This window comes from Variovorax sp. Soil_C_17 (assembly GCF_057657265.1).
Genome location: NZ_JBDGIT010000009.1, coordinates 135,051 through 154,695, shown reverse-complemented (window position 1 = coordinate 154,695; position 19,645 = coordinate 135,051). Strand labels below are relative to the sequence as shown.

The window sequence follows — 19,645 nt, the reverse complement described above, 5'->3', positions numbered from 1 at the left end:
CATCCGTTGGCACCGGGCAGGCGCTCGCGACCCCGAATGTAGCCTCCGTCCAGCCCGACCGTGATCGGGGCGGCAGGTTCCGGCGAGGCCTCGATCTCGCGCTGGGAGCCGCCGTCGTAAGCGAACTGCTCCGGACCGAGCTGCGCCTCGAGTCGCTCGGCGGTGGCTTGGACGTGCTGACGGATGGTCTCCTGATGCAATCCATGTTCTATCGGCAGCACCTCCTGCAACAGCGCCCGGACCGCCGCGAAGGAGACTTGCGCCGCCCATTTGGCCTCCAGGTACGCCAGTTCCGGCGACGTGTGCACCGTCAGCAGTTCGCTCAGCGGGCAAAACGTGGCCTCCCGGGACTGCTCGCATTTACCGCGGTGCCAACGAGGGCTGCGCAGGGCGACATCCCCCAAGGCGGTACGGAAGCGCAGCGGGTGGTAGCCCTTGATCGCTCGAGGCTGTTGGCAATGCGGACACGCCCTCCGGTCGGACAAATAGTGATCCAACTGCTCTTGGACAAGCGCTTGCTGGAGCTGGCCGAGGATGGACTTGGCGTCCCCGAGGGCAAGTCCGACGTCCTGCACGTGGTCACATCGGCATTCGATGGTGTGAAGTGGCACGGTGACTGGGCGCGATCTGGCTGCCTCGAACCGAATCTGAACACTTACTCTCATGGGGCCCACCTTTCCGGAGATGGCGTAGCCAAAGCGGCGAGCCTTCGATTGACGGCGCGCCGATCGAAGCGGTCGGGGTGATAGTGGCGCAGGATGGCCCATTCCTCGGCGTCCACCCCCTCGTCGAGAAGATCGTCCAGCTCGTGCCGGGATCTGCTCTCGCCGATCAAGGTGTACTCGAACCGAGTGGCCATGAACGCATGTGGCCCGCCGCAATCCTCTGGCGGTGCCGCGCGCCGGCCTGCGATGCACACCGGGTACACCCCTTTGGGATCCAGGGGCAACGTGTCCTCGATGCGCAGGTCGTGCACCCACAAATCGCCGAAGTCATATTCGTAGGTGAATCGCTCAAGACGCCGCAGCTTCAGTTGACCGATCAGGGCTTTGTGTGCGTCGGTGTCGAAGACCACCCCGCCCTCCTGATGCACCCCGTACTCGCGCCCTCGAATCTCGAAGCGGTGAAGGTGCATGTCCTGCCAGCCAAATGCGGCCTGCAGGATCTTATGAAGCCGGGCAACGCTCGTGTCGCCACGCACCAGCAGGCGCCGCCAGATCAGCGGGCTGATGCCGCGCAGAACGGCGCGCAGTTGGAGGACCTCCTGCCCAGAAGATGCCCCGGCTTCCATCCTCGAAGCTTACTTTGCTGCGCTGCACACCCCCAAGAAATGGATGGACTCCATGGCGTAAAGCTCCAATGGAAAAGGCAGGGAAAGGGCGCCACCGCACTGCGACAAACTGACATAGCCTGGCAGCGTCGGCACCGCCGGCCCTCACTTCAGTTCTGAGGCATGGCCATGGCGACAGCTGCAGCGACGATCACGATCACGATCACGATCACGATCACGATCACGATCACGATCACGATGACGATGACGATGACGATGACGATGACGATGACGATGACGATGCGCGAGGCCGACCGACTCAAGACGGTCCAAGCGGTGGTCGACCGGATGCTTCGGGTTGGCCAGGCCGCGCAGCGGCTTGGCATAAGCCGACGGCAGGTCGAGCGCCCTATGGACCGCTACGTGGACGAAGGGCCTTCCGGCCTGGTCTCACGCAGGCGCGGGCGTCCCAGCAATAGCCAACTGGCTCCTGGCGTTGCCGGTCATGCCATCGCGATCATTCGCGAGCGCTATGCCGACTTTGGTCCGACCCTGGCAGCCGAGAAGCTACAGGAATGCCATGGGGGTCGTCCTCAGCAAGGAGACTGTGCGGGCGTTGATGGTGTCTGCGGGCCTGTGGATACCACGCGCCCAAGATTCATCAGCCGCGCAACCGTCGCGCCTGCCTGGGCGAGCTGATCCAGATCGGGGGCAGCGATCACGCCTGGCTCGAAGATCGAGCATCGGCGTGCGGGTTGCTTGTGTTCATCGACGCCGCCACCAGCCAAACACTGGACGGCGAACAATATCGACTCCTCTTCACAGCAGGTCTGTCAGTTCGCCGGGCCACAACTGCGCACTGTGAAGAATTCGCAGGGGCTGCGAAAGGTCTCGCGTGCAATGATCCGAGACCCTTCTGATCGTCAGACCCAAAAGGATTGAACCCACCGGTTTGGCATGCGCGAGCGGACGCTGAAGCGGCTGTGCACATTGTTGACCGGCCTGAGCTTCGGACGATGGCGACGCCAGCTGCACATGATGGTGGCGCTTCGAGAGCGATCCGGTCGCGCAACCGTCCAGCAGGTCGCGTACCACCTGGGCTATTGGGCTATGAGTCGCCGCCCGCCTTCACCGCTATGTTCAGGAAGACTCCGGTAAAGCCTCCCGCGACCTGTTATCAACGACCGGCTACTGGCGTAAGGCTTCGCCTCACGCCCTCACCGGTAGGCACGGGCGTGGGTCACACCGCCATCAACCACCAGGGTGGCACCCATCACGTAGTCACCTGCGCGCGAGGCCAGGAATATGGCTGCGCCCGCCATGTCTTCTGGCATGCCGATGCGCCTGGCGGGAATGTGCCCGGACAACGCTTCCCCATGGTCGCGGGCATTGCGGTTCATCTCGGACGGAAACGCCCCAGGTGCGATGGCACTGACTGCGATGTTGTCCTGCGCCAGACGAAGCGCCATCCGCCGCGTCAGGTGAATCAAGCCCGCCTTGCTCGCGACATAGGAATAGTTCTCTTGTGGATTGAGTCCGATGCCGTCGGTGGACGAGATGTTGATGATCTTTCCCACGCGCTCCCGGGCCGCAGCGCGCAGCGGTTCGGAAAACGCCTTCGTGAGGAAGAAAGGCGTCTTCAAATTCAGATCAACCACTTTGTCCCAGCCGCTTTCCGGAAAGGTATCGAAGTCCTCTCCCCAGGCCGCGCCGGCGTTGTTGACCAGAATATCCAACGCGGGCTCATGCTTGCCATAGGCGTCGGCCAAGGCCTGGCAGCCGGCGACCGTGGACACGTCGTGCGGCAGCGATACGCAGTGACCAGTGTCTGCGAGTTCCTGAGCCGCCAGATCGCACGCCGCGGCTTTGCGCGCGCTGATGTAAACGCGTGCACCATGGGCCAGAAACCCTTCGGCGATCATGCGGCCAATTCCTCGTGAGCCGCCGGTGATGAGCGCCGTGCGGCCCCGCAGCGAGAAAAGATCCGAAGCGTTCATGGCAATGCCGCCGCCGTGGTCGGGCGCGCGGAGATGATGTCTCCTCCACCGGTCACGTCAAGGCGCGAGCGCCGCACATAGGCCGTTCCATCGAACAAGCGCCGAGCCGTGCGCGTGAAATGCACTTCGCGAACCGTCCAGTCGTTTCCGCTCGCGTGCTCGACACTCGCAAAGATCTTGAGCACCCCGCTCGGATGACCGATGCGGATGCGCGTCGGTCCAGCGTGCGTGCCTCGCGCTTCGGCGGGAATCGTCCCGGCAATCTGCGCCGCCACGGAAAGGCAGACCGATCCGCCACCGGGAAACGCCTTGTGCATCGCCCCGCCGTTGAGCACCATCCGCGCAACGAAGTCGATCTCCGACGACTGGACCATCCGGTCGCCGGCGATGGTCCGATAGGCCTGCGCTTCGCTGACCAGGATCTGATAGGGCGTCAGGGTCCCTGACGATGGGAGATTGCAGCGTTCGACAGCCCAGCGCCTCACCTCCTCGGCCATCTCGTAGATGTGGGGGCTGAGCTGACCGGGCAGTTCCGTGCCAGCGATGCCCAGATCCACCGCGCGGATGAACACGCACGCCGTGCCGACATCCACCACGGAGACCGGTATTTCACGGCCGAGCTTCGAAACGTGAACCCAGTCGCGCGTCTGCCCGGTGGGCAACAGCTTGCCGGTTGTGGAGCCGCTGGTGTCCGAGTAATCCAATGCGACCTCCGCGCCCGTGCCAGGCACTCCATCCACTTCGCTGTCGCCTTCCACGCGCGGCTCGCCATCTGCGCATTGAACGGCCATCCGGAGGATCTTCCCGGTGTTGGTGTTGTGCACCCGAACGGTGGTGACGGGCTCCTGCACGGGGATCAGCTTCTCCTGCAACGCATAAACCCCGGTGGCCGATGAAATGTTGCCACAGACAATCTCGAAGCTCACGGTGGGCTGGTCGATGCCGATCTGCACGAAGGTGTAGTCGATGTCCGCATCCGGGCGCGACGGTGGTCCGATGATGGCGCACTTGCTCGTCAGGATGTCGGCGCCGCCAAGCCCATCGATCTGACGCACATCGGGGCTGCCGAAGAGAGCCAGAAGAAATTGAAGGCGCGCTTGCGGATCCGTGGGCACGTCCTGCTGCGAGAGAAAAACGGCTTTGCTTGTGCCGCCGCGCATCAAAGTGACCGGTATGCGAATTTGTTCTTTCATCGGTTCAGTATGCATGTCCACCTGGGCGCTGTCCTTTGAGATTCACTGGCCTTTCTTTAGCTGGGCTGCGTGCCTCTGATGCTTTAGAACCGCTAAAGAATGCCCAGCAGAAATCCAATGACCGCGGGGGCTTGGATCTCCATACTTTGCGTCGCTGTGGCGAGCCCACACGAACAGGAGACACCTTTGAAGATCATCAAGCGAACGGAATCCCCATTCCGTGAAACCCCCGGTGGCATGGTGCTTGTCGCCACACGCGTGGCAGGGCAACCCCCCCAGTTCCCGCCGATCGAATTCGTTCACGGCGACAAGAAGGTCGAAGACATCGAGCTCGGACCCAACGGATCTCTCTACAGCTTCACGATCGTTCACCCGGGAAAGGAGAAGCAGCCCTATGGCCTGGCAATGGTTGACTTCGAGCCTGGCGTCCGTGCGTTCGGGCGGCTGCTGTTCGGTGCCCGGCCGCCTGCCATCGGGAGCCAGCTGCGGGTGGTGCCTTTCGCGTTGTCGGACGGCACGCCCGACTATGCCTTCCAGGCTTGATGCGTCATGAAGCAACCATTGATCACCGGGGTCGGTATCACGGACTTCGGCCGCTTTCCCGAACTGACCGAAGAGGCCATGGCTCAGGCCGCCATTCTCGATGCCCTGGCCGATGCCGGCACGCAGCTCTCCGAGGTGCAGGCGTTCTACTGCGGCAACGCGCTCGGGGCCATGCTGCCCGGACAGCGATCATTGCGTGAACTGCATGTCGGCGGAGGGGCGGTCTACAACGTGGACAACGCCTGCTCCAGCGGCGCCACTGCGCTGAATCTCGCGCTGCAGGCGCTCAAGGTGGGCCAGTACGACACCGTGCTGGTCTTCGGCATGGACCACCTGAGCGGCCTCGGCGGCGGGCCGCTGCAGCTCAGCGAGAAAGATTGGAACAACAGGCGCGGCATGATCATGCCTGCCCTGTATGCCATGCGTGCCAAGCGATACATGCACGACCATGGCATCAAGCTGGAGACGCTGGCAGACATCTCCGTCAAGAATCGAAAGCACGGGGTTCTGAATCCCATCGCCAAGTTTGCGAAGCTCGCGACCCGCGAGGAGGTCCTGGCGTCCCGCCCTGTGGCCGAGCCGCTCACGCTGCTTCAGTGCTGCCCCGCCGTGGTCGATGGGGCGGCGGCCTTGGTGCTCAGTACCAAGCCCTCCAACGGCGTTGCAAAGCCCGTTCGGGTCCTGGCGTCCGTGGTGCAGTCAGGCTTGTTCGAGACCTCGCCGGTCGACATGACCGAGGCGGAGATCACGGCGCGTGCCGCCAGGCTGGCGTATGAGCAGGCCGGCATCGGCCCGCAGGACCTGAGTCTGCTGGAAGTGCACGACGCGTTCACCATTTCCGAGCTGCTCTACTACGAGGCTCTCGGTCTTTGCAATCGTGGCGATGCGGCAAGCCTGCTGCGAAGCGGCGCGACCGCCCTGGGTGGGCGCGTGCCGGTCAACCCCAGCGGCGGACTGATCGCCAAGGGGCACCCGCCGGGTGCGACCGGCGTCGCGCAGGTCGTGGAGGTCTGCGAACAACTGCAAGGCCGTGCCGGCGCACGGCAGGTGCAGGGTGCGCGCATCGGCCTCACGCAGGTCACGGGTGGCGGTATCTGGGGCGTGGACCACGCCGCCTGCTCGATCAACATTCTTTCGCTCTGACGGCGGCGCGCATGAACCAGACAAACACACCCGCTCCCACCTCGCTGCAAGGCCTCGTCGCCGTCGTGACCGGTGGCGCCAAGGGCATCGGCTTTGGCATTGCCCGCGAGCTCGCCCAGGCGGGCTGCCGCATAGCGCTATGGGACTTCGACGACGCTGCGCTGCGGGAGGCCGATGGGGCCCTGTCGAGCGAAGGAGTCGACGTGAAGACCTTCAAGGTCGACGTCAGCTCCGTGGAACAGGTGGAGGCGACGGCAGCCCAGCTTCTGGCATCTCACGCGCGCATCGACATCCTGGTCAACAACGCGGGCATTGGCGGCGACAAGCTGGTCTCCAAGATGGATCTCGCGTTCTGGAGCCGCGTGATCGAGATCAACCTCCATTCCCAGTTCATCTGCTCCAAGGCGGTTTTGGCGCAAATGGCGGAGAACCGCTTCGGACGCATCATCAACATCGGGTCTCGCGCTTGGCTGGGCAATCGCGGCCAGGCGGCCTACTCCGCTTCCAAGGGTGCCGTGGTGAGCCTGACCCGCTCGTTGGCGCTCGAATACGCGCGCAAAGGCATCACCGTGAATGCCATCGCGCCCGGAATCGTGGAGACGCCGCTGTTCGAGACGCTGACCGAAGAGGTGCGCCAGAGCCTTCACAAGACCGTGCCGATGGAGCGAATTGGCCAGCCGCAGGACATTGGCCGCGCCGTCAGGTTTTTCGCGGAACCAGGCTCAAGCTACGTCACCGGCCAGCTTCTGTACGTCTGCGGCGGGCGCAGTCTCGGCAGCCCGTCGGTATAGCGGCTCGGCCTGACGCCATGAGCAATCCAACAAGTCTGAAGATCGCATGCTAGCCGATGCATTGAGCGGTTTGAAGGTGATCGACTTCACGCAGGTGATGGCGGGGCCGACCTGCACCCTGTGCATGGCCGATCTGGGTGCCGACGTCGTGAAGGTCGAGGCGCCTGCGGGCGATCTCTCGCGGGCCCTCTCGCCCTGGGTCCATGGCGAAGCCGTTGCATTCCTGGCGCTCAATCGCAACAAGCGCAGCATCGTGCTTGATCTCAAGCAGCCGGCGCACCGGCAGGCGGCGCTGGAACTGATCGCGCAGGCCGATGTTCTGGTGGAGAGCTTCCGCCCGGGCGTGATGGCGCGGTTCGGGCTGGATTACGCCACGGTGTCTGCGGGCAACCCTCGGCTCATCTACTGTTCGGTTTCGGCGTACGGGCAGCACGGCGCCAGCAAAGACCTGCCCGGGGTGGACGGTGTGCTGCAAGCCGTAAGCGGCCTGATGAGCGTGACCGGTGCGCGCGACGGAGAGCCGTGCAAGGTCCCGGTGCCGGTCGTCGACCTGATCACGGGGTCGCTGGCAACCATCTCGATTCTGGCCGCCGTCGCGGACCGGCAGCGCACCGGCCTGGGACAGCACGTCGAAGCCAGCATGTTCGCCAGTGCCATCGCACTGCAGCACGTGAGCTTTGCTTCCTACTTCGCCGATGGCCACGTGCCCGGGCCGCAAGGAAACGCCGCGCCGTATTCGACGCCGAACGAGGCCTTGCGCTGCGCCGATGGATGGATCATGGTCGCGGCCTATCACCCCGCACGGTGGCTGGCCCTGTGCGCCGCCATCGGTGCACCGGAGCTGGCGTCCGATCCGCGCTTTTCCGAAAACAGGAGCCGACTGCAGCACCGCGAGATGCTGCTGCGCTTGCTTGAAGCGCGCATGGTCGCCCATCCACGCGCCTTCTGGCTGGAGAAGTTCACAGCCGTGGACATCATCTGTGGCCCGATCAACAACTATGCCGAGGTGGCGCAGTCCGCCCCCTTCGCCGAAGCGGCGCTCGCAGAGAGCCTGCAGCACCCGGTCGCCGGGATGGTGACGCTGCCGCGCAGCGTGATCGGCGAGGTTGGCGAGCGGCCTCGGGCGCGGCGGGTCGCCCCCACGCTCGGGCAGCACACCCGCGAGGTGCTGGCCGAACTCGGCATGTCATCCGGCGCCATCGATTTGGTGATTGCCGCCAGCACTCCTCAGAGCTGAAAGAATCATGCCCATCGTCTTTACAGTCCAGGATGGCATCGCCATCGTCACCCTGAATCGGCCCGAAGCCATGAACTCCATCGACCCGGAGTCCAACGAGCAGTTGCTCGAAATCTGGGACGAGGTCTCGAACAACGACGACATCCGCGTGCTCGTCCTCACGGGTGCGGGCGAACGCGCTTTCTGCACAGGCGCAGACCTCAAGAAGACAATGCCGCCCGCCGACAGCGCAGCGCGGCAGGTCTTTTGCGGCGGCAGCAGGCATTTCAATCTCGGCACGCTGCAGACCGACAAGCCCGTCGTCGCCGCGATCAACGGCTATGCCCTCGGCGGCGGACTGGAGCTGGCCTTGCTGGCTGACATCCGCATCTGTTCGGAGAACGCCCAGTTCGGCCTGCCGGAGGTGCGGGTCGGCAGCATTCCGGGCGCGGGCGGCACGCAGCGCCTGATCCGCGCCGTAGGGCAGTCCGATGCGATGTGGATGCTGCTGACAGGCGAGCGCATCGATGCCAGCGAAGCACTGCGGATCGGGTTGGTCAGCAAGGTGGTTCCTTTCTCCGAGTTGCACGAAACAGCCATTCACCTCGCACGCGCGATGGCGGTCAATGCCCCGCTGGCAATGACTGCGGCCAAGCGCCTGGCAATGACCGGTCGGGAGCTGCCGCTGGCTGCCGGGCTGGCGCTTGAACGCCAAGCCTTCGGGTTGCTCAGGGACAGCGAGGATCGGCTGGAGGGGCGCCGTGCCTTCGCCGAGAAGCGCGCCCCGATCTTTCGCGGCCGTTGACATTCCTGCTGGAGCATCTCGTGAAAAAGCCACGTACCGCCTAGGCGTACGCCCTCTCGCTCGCACTGGCAGTTGCCGCGTCCGTCAGTGCATCGCCGGCCACAGGGCAGCAAGCCAGCCGTCCATTCGTCTTCAACAAGCTCAACTATGACCCGGAGCGGGACATCTTCCCGGTGTCGACCGTGGTCGAGTTTCCGATGGCGCTGGCTGTGCCCGCATCCTCGCCCATCAGAAGCTTCAATGAATACGCCCAATGGGTGCGTGCACGCCCCGAAAACGCCAACTTCGGCCATGCAGCATCGGGCGGTCCGACGCACTTCCTGGGGCTGCAGTTTGCGAGAAAGATTCGCATGCTCGGCTTCGTGAACACGGGGAGCTCGCCCGCTGAAGCGCGCGCCAAGTTCAGCGAGCTGCGCGGCTTCTGGAGGCCGGTGGTCAAAGCGTCGGGATTCAAGGCCGACTAGGGCGTCGGTGGGCTACTCGCCGTGACCTCGACCCGAATATCGTTGCACAAGAGAGGATGCGGCGACTTCGCGGCGCGCCTAGCGAACCGAACGGATCCAGTCTCGAAACAGCCGAACAGGGGCCAGGGTCGCTTTCAAGGGATCGCAGACGAGGTAGTAGCCGAGCTCTGTGCTGGCGATGTGGTCCACGGCGACGACCAGGCGTCCGGTGCGCAGATCATCCTCCACGTAAGCGCGCTGGGCCATTGCGACGCCCAGGCCATCCGCTGCAGCCTGGTAGCACAATGCAGCATTCGCCAACGTCATTCCCCGCGGGCACGGGGGATGCGCCAATCCGGCGGAACCGAACCATAGCGGCCAAGCTTGCGGCCGCAGCATGGAGTGCAGCAGGTTGGCTTGCAGCAGATCCTGAGGCGCGTTCAATCCGCGAGCGAGGCTGGGCGCGCAGACCGGGACAAGCTCGTCGTCGAAGAGGTGATCCAGTTCGACATCGGCCCATTCACCCATGCCGTGGCGAATCGCGCAATCGGCACACTCAAGCCTCACGTCGTCTGCCAATGCAATCGTGGCAATCTCCAGCGCAATGTCGGGATGACGCGCATGGAAGTCCTGAAGGCGGGGCACAAGCCAGCGGATGGCCAAGCTGGGGGTCAGTTTGAGACGAAGCCGCTTATCCCTCTGGCTGTCGGCAAGATCGCCCAGCGCGTCGTGCAGGCGATCGAAAGCATCCGAGACGCGGTGCGCGAGCCGTTCGCCCACCGCCGTGAGTTCGATCTCGCGCCCGGACTTCTTGAACAGCTGTACGCCAAGCCCAACTTCGAGCAGCTTGATCTGCTGGCTTACGGCACCAGGAGTTACGTGAAGCAACTGAGCGGCTCGCGAGACCCCCCTGGCCCGATACACCGCATCGAACACTCGCAGCGGGCTCAGGAGTGCGCGAAGGTTCTGCATGAAGTTCGAATCTGCGAAGAACTCAGCGCTTGCTGCAGGGGCAGGCCCCAATCACAGGCATCACATGCGGCCGCGGTTGCGAAGCACAGATCAGCCTCAGCATTTCTGAATCCCGATCGTCCGGTTCAGAAGTTCTTCTTCATCACGCAGCGCCGCGGCTGAGCCGCCGTACGCGACGATGCCTCGCTCCAGCACGATGACGTTCGTGGAAAACTCGAGAACGACGTCCACGTGCTGCTCTACGAGAACACAGCCGACACCTAGCTGGTTGCTCATTCGAACGATGGCATCCATCAGCTCCTCGCGCACCATCGGGGCCAGGCCCTCCAGCGGCTCGTCGAGCAGCAGGATGCGCGGCTGTCCGACGAGCGCCCGCGCCACGGACAGCATCTGCTGCTCGCCACCCGACAATTGCGTCCCGCCGTTGCGCCGCCGCTCCCTGAGCCTTGGAAAGAGTGCATAGATGGGTGGCAGTGCCATGCCGGCCGAGCGCCCCTGCAGGCCCGACAACAGGTTCTCCTCCACCGTGAGCGAGGGGAAGATATCGCGGCTCTGCGGCACATAGCCGAGGCCGGCCCGTGCGCGTGCATAGGTGCTGGCGTCGGTGATGTCGCTGCCGCCGAAGTGAATGCGTCCCTTCATCCGATCGGCCAGGCCCATCGCCGTCGCCAGCGTGGTTGTCTTGCCGGCGCCGTTGCGCCCGATCAGCCCCAGGCGCTCGCCTTCGCGCACGCAGAAACTGAGATGCTCGACGACCGGCACGCCGCCATAGCCCGTCGTGACGTCGTCGAACCGAAGTTCAATGGGGGGCTTAGGCATGACCGTCTCGTCCGAAATAGATCTGTTTGACTTGTTCGTTGGCGGCGACTTCCTGCGGCGAGCCCTCGACCATGACCGCGCCTGCAACCAGGACAACGATGTGCGAGGCGAACCGGAACACGAGGTCCATGTCGTGCTCGATGAGCAGGACGGACAGTTCCTTCGGCAGGCTCTCGATGGCGCCCATGATGCGGCCCCCTTCCCCTTGAGGCACACCCGCGCCAGGCTCGTCCAGCAGCAGCACCTGTGGTTTCATCGCGAGCGCCAGGGCGATCTCTGCAAGCCGCTGCTCGCCGAGCGCCAGTTGCCCCACCACCCGACTTGCGTAAGGGTGCAAGCCCAGCATGCCGAGCGTCTCGTGGACCTCGTCGTGAACGCGCGCGGAACGCATTGGCGAGGGCCACCACTGCATAGAGGCTCGCAGCCGTTGCAGCACCGCGACCTTGATGTTGTCCGCCACGGTCAGGTCCTTGAACAGGCGGCTGATCTGGAACGTGCGAACGATGCCGCTGCGCACGCGTGCGTACTGCGGCAGTTGGACGATCGACCGGCCATCCAGCTCAATGTCACCGGATTGCGGGCGCATCGCTCCGCTCAGCAGGTTGACCAACGTCGTCTTGCCGGCGCCGTTCGGCCCGATCAGTGCCGTGCGGGCGCCCTGCGGGAGGGACAGCGTGACGTTCTGCGTGACGGCCAGGCCGCCAAAGGAGTGGCAGAGGTTGTGGGTTTGCAGTCGCGGTGTCATCGAGCTCTCCCGCTGCCGCCGAGCCGCTTGACGTATGCCACGGCCCGGTCAAGAAGGCCGATAAGGCCTTCAGGCAGAACGATCAGCACGACGATCAGCATCGAGCCGATGACGAACAGCCAGTGATACGGGTTCATTGTCGATGCGATGTGGTGGATGGTCATGTACGCGACGGTGCCGAGCACGGCGCCTGCCAGGCGGCGCGTGCCGCCCAGAACGATCATGACCACGACACCCGCGGAGGTCGTGAAGTCGAGCATGAAGAGATTGGCCACTTTGCTGGTCTGTGCTGTCAACGCACCTGCCAGCCCCGCCACGATGCCGCCGACGGTGTAGACAGCCAGCAAGTGCAGGTACACACGCCCCCCCAGCGCTCGGACGCGGCCGGGGTCCTGCCGAATCGCCTTGGCCGTCAGGCCGAAGGGCGATTCCACCAGGTTGCGCACGAGGAAGTACACCAGCACCAGCGCGCCCAGCGCATAGAAATAGCCGGTGTGGCCCAGGAAGTTGAACTCCCAGATGCCGAACAGAGGGGCGATGCTGAAGCCGGCGAGTCCATCGTCGCCGCCGGTGAGCCATCTGGCCCAGTTGGCGAGCTCAAGCAGCAACTGGGCCACGGCGATGGTGAGCATGACCAGCGTGAGTTTGGTTGAGCGCAGCATCACGGCGCCGCTGAGCAGCGCGATCACGCCGCCGCCCAGTGCGCCGAGCAGCAGACCGATGATCGGATCGGCCGTCAGAAACAGCGCAGTCCAGCCCGCGACGTAAGCACCGGTGCCGTACAGCGCAGCCTGGCCCAGGGTTGCTATGCCCGCCTGGCCGAGCACGAGACTCAGCGACAGTGCAAAGATAGACATCGTCGCCATGTTGGTCAGCAGCCCGAGGTCCTGTGGGAACAGCACAAAGGCCAGCAATCCCGCGAGCGTCAGTACGATTTCGACACGCAACTGCATCCACGGGCGAACGCGAGATGGTGCAGCCGGCGCCATGGGCGCAGTTACCGCGCTCACGCCTGCCTCCCGAACAGCCCTTGAGGCCGGACCAGCAAGACAATGATCATCGTCAGGAAAAACGCAGCTGATGCGAGCTGCGGAACCATGTACTTCATCGAGGTCTCCACGATGCCAAGCAGCAGCGCTGCGAAGAATGAGCCGAACAGATTTCCGTTTCCACCCACGGCAACCACGGCCAGGAGGATCACCAGGTACTTGGAGGCGTAGGTTGGCTCCATTGGCAGCATCTCTGCACCGGCGATGCCGCCCAGCGCCGCGAGTGCCGCACCGATCGCAAAGGTGGCTGCATAGATCTTCGTCGTGTCGATGCCGATGGCCCGGGCGATAGGCGGGTTGTCCACTGCGGCGCGCACCCGAATGCCAAAGGATGACCGGTCCACGGTCAACCAGAGAACGGCGACGACCATGAGCCCGCACGCGACGACGATAATCCTGTGCCGGGGTATGGACCGGAAACCCAGGTCCGCGGAGCCGCTGAATGCCTCGGGCAGTGCGACGGACGTCACCGAGGATCCGAACATCAGGTTGACCGCGGCCGTCGCGACAAACATCAGTCCGATGGTCACCAGCATCTGGTCGAGATCGTCGCGCCGGTAAAAGTGGCGCAGCAGGATGCGCTCGAAGAGCACCGCCACCAGCGCCACCATGGCGATCGCCAGCACGAAGGCCATCCCTATGGGCACGCCCAGGCGCTGCGGAATGCTGGCCGCGAGATACCCGCCGAGCATTGCGAAGGCACCATGGGCCAGATTCACGACCCGCATCAGACCCATGGTCATCGACAGACCCACGGTGATCATGAAAAGGATCATGGCGTATGCGATCCCGTCAACCAGGATGCTGCCAAGAAGCGCAAATGACATGCTGCGGGCTCCGCGCTACTTGGACGCGCCCTGAACGCGTCCGTAGTCGGGCTGCATCTCGTAGGTCCGGAATTCCCGATTGACGAATCGCCCGGACGAGTCCTTCTCGACCACTCGCATGTAGACGTTCTGCACGAACTCACGGGAGACCGGGTCGATCCTCACCGGGCCACGCGGGCTTTCCCAGGAGAAGCCCTTGGCGGCCGCGAGGGCCTTGGCACCGTCGCGCTTTCCGCCCGTCGCCTTGACCATGTGGTAGATCACATGCAGACCGTCGAACGCGTTGGCGAGCTGAACGGTCGGGATGGCCTTCGGTGCCACCTCGCCCAGGGCCTTGAGGACGGCATTGTTCAAAGGCGAGCTGTGCGATGCCGAATAGAACATGCCGGTCTCGATCCCCATCAAATCGGGGCCGATCGCGCGCAGTTGATCTTCATCCGTCTCGCCCGTGCCCAGAAAGCGCACGCCTGCAGCCCTCAAACCCGCCTCGTTGTAGGCCTTGACCATGGCATAGGTGGCGGGACCGCCGGGGCCGAAGACGTAGAGGGCATCGGGCTTGAGCGTCTTCACTCGCTGCATCAGCGGGCCGAAATCCGTCGTCTTCAGCGGCGCCCGGATCGCTTCGAGCAGCTTGCCGCCGCCGCTGACGAATGCGGTGGTAAACGCCTTTTCGGCATCGAGGCCGGGGCCGAAGTCACTGACCAGCGTCACGACATTCCTGACGTTCTTCTCCAGCGCGTACTTGGCCACGGGCACAGCCATCTGCGGCAAGGTGTACGAGGTTCGAAGCAGGTAGTCTGACTTCTCGAGGAGCGACGACGTCGATGCGTTGAAGATCACGACGGGGACCTTCGCCTCTTGCGCCAGCGCTGCGACGGCCAATGTGTCGGGCGTGAAATAGAGGCCTGCGATGTACTGGGCGCCTTCCTTGATGACAAGCTCCTGCGCCAGTGCCTTGGCCTGCGCGGGGTTGATGTCCGGTAGATCGCGGTAGATCACTTCGATCGTGTGTCCGCCCGAGGTGGTGCCGTTGAGCTTCTGGTAGGCCTTGGTCGCACCCTCCCAGGTCTGGCCTACCGCAGAAAACGGCCCGGACATTGGCGCAATCACACCAACCTTGATGACGTCGGCGCGGCTTTGGAACGCGAGCGTCGCGAGTGAGACCGCGAGTGCGGCAACGAATTTTGTGGTCATCTGCTTCTCCAGTTAGTGGGGGTCGCTGGCACGGTATGCGCCGGAGCTTTGACGAAACGGCGGAACGGGTGGGTGAATGGATGGCTTCAGGCCGAGACGCCGGATTGCTGCCCGGCGGTCGCCTGCAGGGCGAGATCGCGGGGCATCAAGGTCGCGTACTTCTGGTTCATGTCGAACAGATTCGCTTCGTGCGCCTGCAGCGATCGGTCGCCCACACAGTCCGTGACCACGAGGGGACGGAAGCCGTGGCACATGGCATCGACCACGCTCGCCCGAACGCACCCGCTGGTCGTACATCCGGCAACCAGCAAGGTCTGCACGCCGCGCTGAGACAGCCAGCCCGCCAGCGAAGTGCCGAGGAAGGCCGAAGGATGGATCTTGCGCAGCACCAGTTCGCCGCTGTCGGGCTGAAGCTGCGGGACAATCTGGCTTTGCGGTGCGTCCTCGCGCAGGGCAAGGATGGGCGGCACCTTGAGCGCGAAGATATTGGCGTCGGCACCATCGTCCTGGTAGACGACGCGCGTGTGCGCAATCGGCCATTTGCGCATTCGTGCGGCAGCCAGAAGGCCGCGCGTGCATTCAATGGCCGGATCGATGTTGCCGCCGCCGAATGTGAGCGGATCAGCGAAACCATTGACGAAGTCGATGATCAGGAGGCCGTACGGCGCCTTGGGCGCGACCGCATTGCCAAAGCCCTGCTTCTGGTAGATGCCCGGATCGGTGTTCATTGAAAAGCCTCGTCAATGACCTTGCCATCGCGAACCACGACGATGTCGTCGAGCTTCACCGTGCAGTTGCGCAACGGAATGTCGAGATGGCAAGGCGTTGTGCGAGGGCCGCCGGCCTCGTTGTTCGGCCCGAGAGAAAACAGGAAATTGCCTTCGAACGCACGCGCATCCTGTCCGGACGTCGCTTCGCGGTCCACCAGCGACAGCGTGTGCCAATAGCAGCGTGGCTGCATGCCCCATCCGATGTGCGCGATGGCGTAGGCCTCGGGGTCTTTGTAGGCCTCCATGAACTCGCGCAGCAGGGCGGCGTCAATGTCGCCTTCGATGCTGCGCACGAAGCCTTCGCGCAGATTCAACGCGATCCTGTCAGAGACATAGTTCTTCTGCGGCAGCAGGATGTCGCCGCGATCGATCACGATGGTGCCATCGCTGCCGCCCTCGTTGGCGAAGGTAAAGAGGAAGCCGCTCGGCCAGTGGTCCCAGCGCCCGGGTTCTTCGCAGAAGCCGTACTCAGAGATGGTCGGGAATTCGCCGAGCTGAAAAGTCACGTCCGTGCCAGCCGGCGACGTCACATGCATCTTCCTGGCTGCCTTGAGCAGCTTCGAAGCGTCCAGGACCCGTTGGCGATCGGCCTCGGTCGGCACTGCCCGCACCAGTACCTCGGGCGGCTCCACCGCCAGGAGAATCTTCGTTCCGGACTCGAGGATCTCCATCTGTTCGGGCGAGAACAGCAGCAACATCAAGTCCAGGACGAGGTCGCTGTTCTTCATGGCCGCGAGGGCGACAGGGTTGTTGGTGAGAGGCGTTTCGCCCAGGTAGTTCATCAGGTCGCGGCTGGGCGCTTTCTCCGCGTTGATGGGCTGCAGTTCGATTCTGGTCACGACAGCGCCGGCGGCCTGGGCTGCAATCGTTGCGGTCTGCAGCGTCTGCGGATGCGTATGGGGGCCGCAGAGGATCGTCACCTTCTGCCCGCGCTCCACCTTGCTGAGCTTCAGAACCTCGTCCCAGGCCTTGACCATCTGATAATCGCTGACTGGCATTTTTCGTCCTTTGGTGTGAAACGCTAGATCTGCAGAAGCACAAGGTCCTGGGGGCTGCCCAGCTTGAAGAGCCGGCGGGCATTGCCGTGGCACACCTGTGCGCGGGTTTGCTTGTCCAGGGGCGCCTGCTCGATGAAGCTGCAGGCCTCGGCGGTAGACTCGTAGGGATAGTCCACCGAGAAGAGCACGGCGTGCGCGCCCAGTTCGCCGATTGCGCCCATCAGTGCCGGTGCCGAGCACACGCCGGACGTGGTGATCAGGATGTTGCTGCCGATGTATTCGCTGGGTTTACGTGCCAGCTTGATGCCCGAGGGGTACGCGGCGAAGCGGCTGTCGATGCGCCAGCGTTGGTACGGCAGGCCCTCGCCCATGTGGCCCAGCAGCAGGATCAGGCGCGGAAAGCGGTCGAATACGCCGCCGAACAGCAGGCGCAATGTATGCCCCGCTGTTTCGACGCCCCAGCCCCACGCGGCTCCCTGCAGGACTGGCATGCCTTCCAGCAGCGCCGGTGACTGGCTGAACGCGTTGGGGTGCAGGTAGATGGGCACGCCAAGCGCCTGCGCACGCTCCCAGAACACATCGAATTCGCTGCCTTCGTAATAGCGGCCCAAGGTGTGCCCGTTGACCAGGGCGCCCTTGAAGCCATGCTCGACGACGGCGCGCTCCAGTTCGGTCGCTGCCGCGACGGGATCTTGAAGCGCCACGTGGGCGAAGGCACCGAAGCGTTGCGGATGGCGCGCCACGCGTTCTGCAAGGAACTCGTTGTTCTCGCGCGCGCGGCGTACGGCGGCGGCGCGATCTAACTCGGCTTGTACGCCGGGCATCGTTTGAGACAGCACGGCGTACTCGATGTTTCCTGCATCCATTTCGGCCAGGCGCTGGTCGTCGAAGTCGCTCAGCTTGGCGTCAAGCCTCGCAACGAAGTCGGCCGGCAGTACGCGCGTGTATCTGGCCGAGTAATCGTCGAAACCAGGGGCGGAGAAGTGCTCTTCGAGCGCGATCTTGGGGGTTTGATTCACCGTGTTCTCCTTGGATTCAGACCGGGTACGCCAGGGCTGTGTCAAGAATTTCCGTGTCGTGCACCACTTCGCGGCTGGCAATGAGCAGCCGTTCTTCCTTGCGCACAAAACGGTCGTGGTAGATGCCCGCCAGATGCACGGTGGAAGGCCCCTCCACCAAGGTCTGCATCAGGATGAAGGGCGTTTGCGAGCTGATGGCGTCGGCCGTCTCGTGCAGTACGCGCGTCGGTCCGAGGACGTGCAGCATGTGGCGAGGCGCGAACATCTGCGAGTGCGCGACGGCGAGGGCACGATCGGTGATCATGTCCAGGCCCTCGCAGTAGACGAGCCCCACGGGCATGTCCAGCAGTGCGTTCTGGCGCGAGGTGATCCGGTACGTCGCTTCTTTACTGAAGAAGTCCGGCCAGCGCTCAACGTCGTTGGCGTCGAGGGCGGCGCAGTACTCGACATGAAAGGAATCGATCTCGGCGCGCAACTCGGCCGCGCGGCGGGGCGGCATCGTGGATCTGACGTAGGCGAGTCGCTGTTTCATGCTGCCTTCTCCGCAACACGGATGCCCATGACGCTCCTGTAGTACTGGTAGAGCGACCGGATGCACGACTCCGAGATCAGGTTGCGTGCTGTGCCCTGGTGGCCCGCATCGAGCTTGACGACGTTGTTGTCCGTGGACGAATTGCGGATGCCTTCCTGCACGAACTTCAGTGCCTCGTTGTCCTCGAGGCCGAGGAAGCCGGAAGGCCCCATCAAGTTGCCCTGGCGAAGGCGGTGCCGCGTCATCTCCGGCGTGTCATCCTCATAGCCGAACATGGTCCACTGCATCACCATGCTGTTCGGACCATTCGGGATGATCTGGCGCACACCCATCGTGTTCATCTGGCGCTGAACGATCAGGTTCGGCCACATGGTCATCATGTTGGCGGACCAGGGCGAGTTGAACTCACGCACATAGTCCAGGAATCGCTCGTCGCGCAGCCTCAGGCTGTCGCTGAACGATCGCATCTCCGCTTTGTCGTCGGCTGCAACGGTGGCATAGATCTGGTCTGGTTTCGATGACGCCATGAAGCCGTGCCGGCCATGTTCCTTGTCCGCGAAGACGATCGATTTGATGCCGGGGACCAGAAGGCCGAACACCACGAGGAACGAATGCAGCAGCGTCGCGTGGTACGGATCCTTGAGGTTCTCGTGATACATCTTCCAGTTGCACGGAAGCTCGTTGCGGCAATAGCCCAGAATCTTGAGCTTCTTGCCCGAGAAGGGAACGTCGAATTCCTCGACGATCTCCTTGGTCATGTACTCTTCCAGCGGCGGAGTCTTGTCGGAGTAAGTGGCGAACACCACGCCATTGCGCGTGGCCACGCGCAGTTGGCGAGTGCCGTGCTCGGCGTTCTTGAAGTCCGGCGGCATGCCGCCGACCTTGTCGATGCCGCGCTTGAACGGAACACCCTGCAGGTTGCCCTTGAGGTCGTACGACCACTGGTGATAGGGGCAGACAAACTCCTTGGTGTTGCCGTGGCTTGAGCGGCAGAATTCGGCGCCGCGATGCGCGCAGCGATTCTCGAAGACGGAGATCGTGTTGTCTTCTGCGCGAACGATCACCACGGCCGTGGCGCCGACGTAGCCGCGCTTGTAGTCGCCCGGGTTTGGAATTTCTGCTTCCAGGGCGACGAAGTTCCAGGTGTCTCCCCGGAAGATGCGCTCGATCTCCTGGTCATAGATGGCTTGGCTCGTGTAGACCCAATCAGGAATGTTGTTCAGGGCGTCCGCGGGCCAGACACACTGCTCCAAAGGCGGGTTCTTTCGGGCATTCGTGATGCCGATGACCGCCTGCGATTGATACATGGAAGCTCCTTG

General features: G+C 63.7%; 22 protein-coding genes and 2 pseudogenes. 8 read left to right on the top strand and 16 right to left on the bottom strand.

Translation table 11 applies throughout. From position 1 onward, the window contains the following. From AC3A6Y_RS29280 to AC3A6Y_RS29270, 3 genes and pseudogenes are all read right to left on the bottom strand, one after another. A pseudogene (locus tag AC3A6Y_RS29280) lies at positions 1-575 on the bottom strand (hypothetical protein); the annotation flags it as partial. Between the two features lie 86 nt (positions 576-661). Next, on the bottom strand, positions 662-1,291 hold the full coding sequence (locus AC3A6Y_RS29275) for a plasmid pRiA4b ORF-3 family protein (protein ID WP_487871721.1): 630 nt from the start codon (positions 1,289-1,291) through the stop codon (positions 662-664). A 149-nt stretch (positions 1,292-1,440) separates the two neighbouring features. Continuing rightward, positions 1,441-1,593 carry a hypothetical protein gene (locus AC3A6Y_RS29270; RefSeq protein WP_487871735.1) on the bottom strand — a complete coding sequence of 51 codons (153 nt, stop codon included), beginning with the start codon at positions 1,591-1,593 and terminating at the stop codon, positions 1,441-1,443. Here AC3A6Y_RS29270 and AC3A6Y_RS29265 point away from each other — a divergent pair. Continuing rightward, a pseudogene (locus tag AC3A6Y_RS29265) lies at positions 1,541-2,139 on the top strand (helix-turn-helix domain-containing protein); the annotation flags it as partial. The gene AC3A6Y_RS29270 and the pseudogene AC3A6Y_RS29265 sit on opposite strands and share 53 nt — an antisense overlap. 88 nt (positions 2,140-2,227) lie before the next feature. Then, positions 2,228-2,428 (top strand): helix-turn-helix domain-containing protein, encoded by a 201-nt coding sequence (locus tag AC3A6Y_RS29260; protein ID WP_487871720.1) that lies wholly within the window; start codon positions 2,228-2,230, stop codon positions 2,426-2,428. Between the two features lie 59 nt (positions 2,429-2,487). Here the strand turns inward: AC3A6Y_RS29260 and AC3A6Y_RS29255 are convergent, their stop codons facing one another. Then, complete coding sequence (locus AC3A6Y_RS29255; RefSeq protein ID WP_487871719.1) at positions 2,488-3,267, bottom strand: SDR family oxidoreductase; 780 nt, start codon at positions 3,265-3,267, stop codon at positions 2,488-2,490. Further along, positions 3,264-4,460 (bottom strand): PrpF domain-containing protein, encoded by a 1,197-nt coding sequence (locus AC3A6Y_RS29250; RefSeq protein WP_487871718.1) that lies wholly within the window; start codon positions 4,458-4,460, stop codon positions 3,264-3,266. Before AC3A6Y_RS29250 ends, AC3A6Y_RS29255 begins: the two co-directional genes overlap by 4 nt. Before the next feature lie 186 nt (positions 4,461-4,646). On the opposite strand from AC3A6Y_RS29250, the gene AC3A6Y_RS29245 reads away from it, so the two are divergent. The 6 genes from AC3A6Y_RS29245 to AC3A6Y_RS29220 all read left to right on the top strand — a co-directional run bounded on the left by AC3A6Y_RS29245 (position 4,647) and on the right by AC3A6Y_RS29220 (position 9,422). Then, on the top strand, positions 4,647-5,003 hold the full coding sequence (locus tag AC3A6Y_RS29245) for a Zn-ribbon domain-containing OB-fold protein (protein ID WP_487871717.1): 357 nt from the start codon (positions 4,647-4,649) through the stop codon (positions 5,001-5,003). 6 nt (positions 5,004-5,009) lie between these two features. Continuing rightward, a complete protein-coding gene (locus tag AC3A6Y_RS29240) occupies positions 5,010-6,146 on the top strand; it encodes a thiolase family protein (RefSeq protein ID WP_487871716.1) in 1,137 nt (378 codons plus the stop codon). Between the two features lie 11 nt (positions 6,147-6,157). After that, positions 6,158-6,937, top strand: a complete 780-nt coding sequence (locus tag AC3A6Y_RS29235; RefSeq protein ID WP_487871715.1) for an SDR family NAD(P)-dependent oxidoreductase — start codon at positions 6,158-6,160, stop codon at positions 6,935-6,937. Between the two features lie 70 nt (positions 6,938-7,007). Beyond that, on the top strand, positions 7,008-8,174 hold the full coding sequence (locus AC3A6Y_RS29230; protein ID WP_487871714.1) for a CaiB/BaiF CoA transferase family protein: 1,167 nt from the start codon (positions 7,008-7,010) through the stop codon (positions 8,172-8,174). A gap of 7 nt (positions 8,175-8,181) precedes the next feature. Further along, entirely contained in the window at positions 8,182-8,958 is a 777-nt protein-coding gene (locus AC3A6Y_RS29225) for an enoyl-CoA hydratase/isomerase family protein (RefSeq protein WP_487871732.1), read from the top strand. Positions 8,959-9,023: 65 nt separating this feature from the next. Continuing rightward, positions 9,024-9,422: a tripartite tricarboxylate transporter substrate-binding protein gene (locus tag AC3A6Y_RS29220; protein ID WP_487871731.1), complete on the top strand. Its 399-nt coding sequence runs from the start codon at positions 9,024-9,026 to the stop codon at positions 9,420-9,422. Positions 9,423-9,500: 78 nt separating this feature from the next. Here the strand turns inward: AC3A6Y_RS29220 and AC3A6Y_RS29215 are convergent, their stop codons facing one another. From AC3A6Y_RS29215 to AC3A6Y_RS29165, 11 genes are all read right to left on the bottom strand, one after another. Beyond that, a complete protein-coding gene (locus AC3A6Y_RS29215; protein ID WP_487871713.1) occupies positions 9,501-10,373 on the bottom strand; it encodes a LysR substrate-binding domain-containing protein in 873 nt (290 codons plus the stop codon). Between the two features lie 96 nt (positions 10,374-10,469). Beyond that, the gene (locus AC3A6Y_RS29210) at positions 10,470-11,192 is read right to left on the bottom strand and encodes an ABC transporter ATP-binding protein (RefSeq protein WP_487871712.1); all 723 of its coding nucleotides are present in this window, start codon (positions 11,190-11,192) and stop codon (positions 10,470-10,472) included. Then, positions 11,185-11,937 (bottom strand): ABC transporter ATP-binding protein, encoded by a 753-nt coding sequence (locus tag AC3A6Y_RS29205; RefSeq protein ID WP_487871711.1) that lies wholly within the window; start codon positions 11,935-11,937, stop codon positions 11,185-11,187. The genes AC3A6Y_RS29210 and AC3A6Y_RS29205 overlap by 8 nt, the downstream gene beginning before the upstream one ends. Beyond that, positions 11,934-12,890, bottom strand: a complete 957-nt coding sequence (locus tag AC3A6Y_RS29200; RefSeq protein ID WP_487871710.1) for a branched-chain amino acid ABC transporter permease — start codon at positions 12,888-12,890, stop codon at positions 11,934-11,936. Before AC3A6Y_RS29200 ends, AC3A6Y_RS29205 begins: the two co-directional genes overlap by 4 nt. A 53-nt stretch (positions 12,891-12,943) precedes the next feature. Next, positions 12,944-13,813 (bottom strand): branched-chain amino acid ABC transporter permease, encoded by an 870-nt coding sequence (locus AC3A6Y_RS29195; RefSeq protein ID WP_487871709.1) that lies wholly within the window; start codon positions 13,811-13,813, stop codon positions 12,944-12,946. 15 nt (positions 13,814-13,828) lie between these two features. Beyond that, complete coding sequence (locus AC3A6Y_RS29190; RefSeq protein WP_487871708.1) at positions 13,829-15,007, bottom strand: ABC transporter substrate-binding protein; 1,179 nt, start codon at positions 15,005-15,007, stop codon at positions 13,829-13,831. 86 nt (positions 15,008-15,093) lie between these two features. Next, on the bottom strand, positions 15,094-15,735 hold the full coding sequence (locus AC3A6Y_RS29185; protein WP_487871707.1) for an isochorismatase family protein: 642 nt from the start codon (positions 15,733-15,735) through the stop codon (positions 15,094-15,096). After that, a complete protein-coding gene (locus AC3A6Y_RS29180) occupies positions 15,732-16,775 on the bottom strand; it encodes a 2,5-dihydroxypyridine 5,6-dioxygenase NicX family protein (RefSeq protein WP_487871706.1) in 1,044 nt (347 codons plus the stop codon). Before AC3A6Y_RS29180 ends, AC3A6Y_RS29185 begins: the two co-directional genes overlap by 4 nt. Positions 16,776-16,798: 23 nt before the next feature. Then, a complete protein-coding gene (locus AC3A6Y_RS29175) occupies positions 16,799-17,794 on the bottom strand; it encodes an amidohydrolase family protein (protein WP_487871705.1) in 996 nt (331 codons plus the stop codon). Positions 17,795-17,810: 16 nt separating this feature from the next. Then, on the bottom strand, positions 17,811-18,326 hold the full coding sequence (locus tag AC3A6Y_RS29170) for an aromatic-ring-hydroxylating dioxygenase subunit beta (protein WP_487871704.1): 516 nt from the start codon (positions 18,324-18,326) through the stop codon (positions 17,811-17,813). Next, positions 18,323-19,633, bottom strand: a complete 1,311-nt coding sequence (locus AC3A6Y_RS29165; RefSeq protein ID WP_487871730.1) for an aromatic ring-hydroxylating oxygenase subunit alpha — start codon at positions 19,631-19,633, stop codon at positions 18,323-18,325. The genes AC3A6Y_RS29170 and AC3A6Y_RS29165 overlap by 4 nt, the downstream gene beginning before the upstream one ends. Positions 19,634-19,645: the final 12 nt, after the last annotated feature.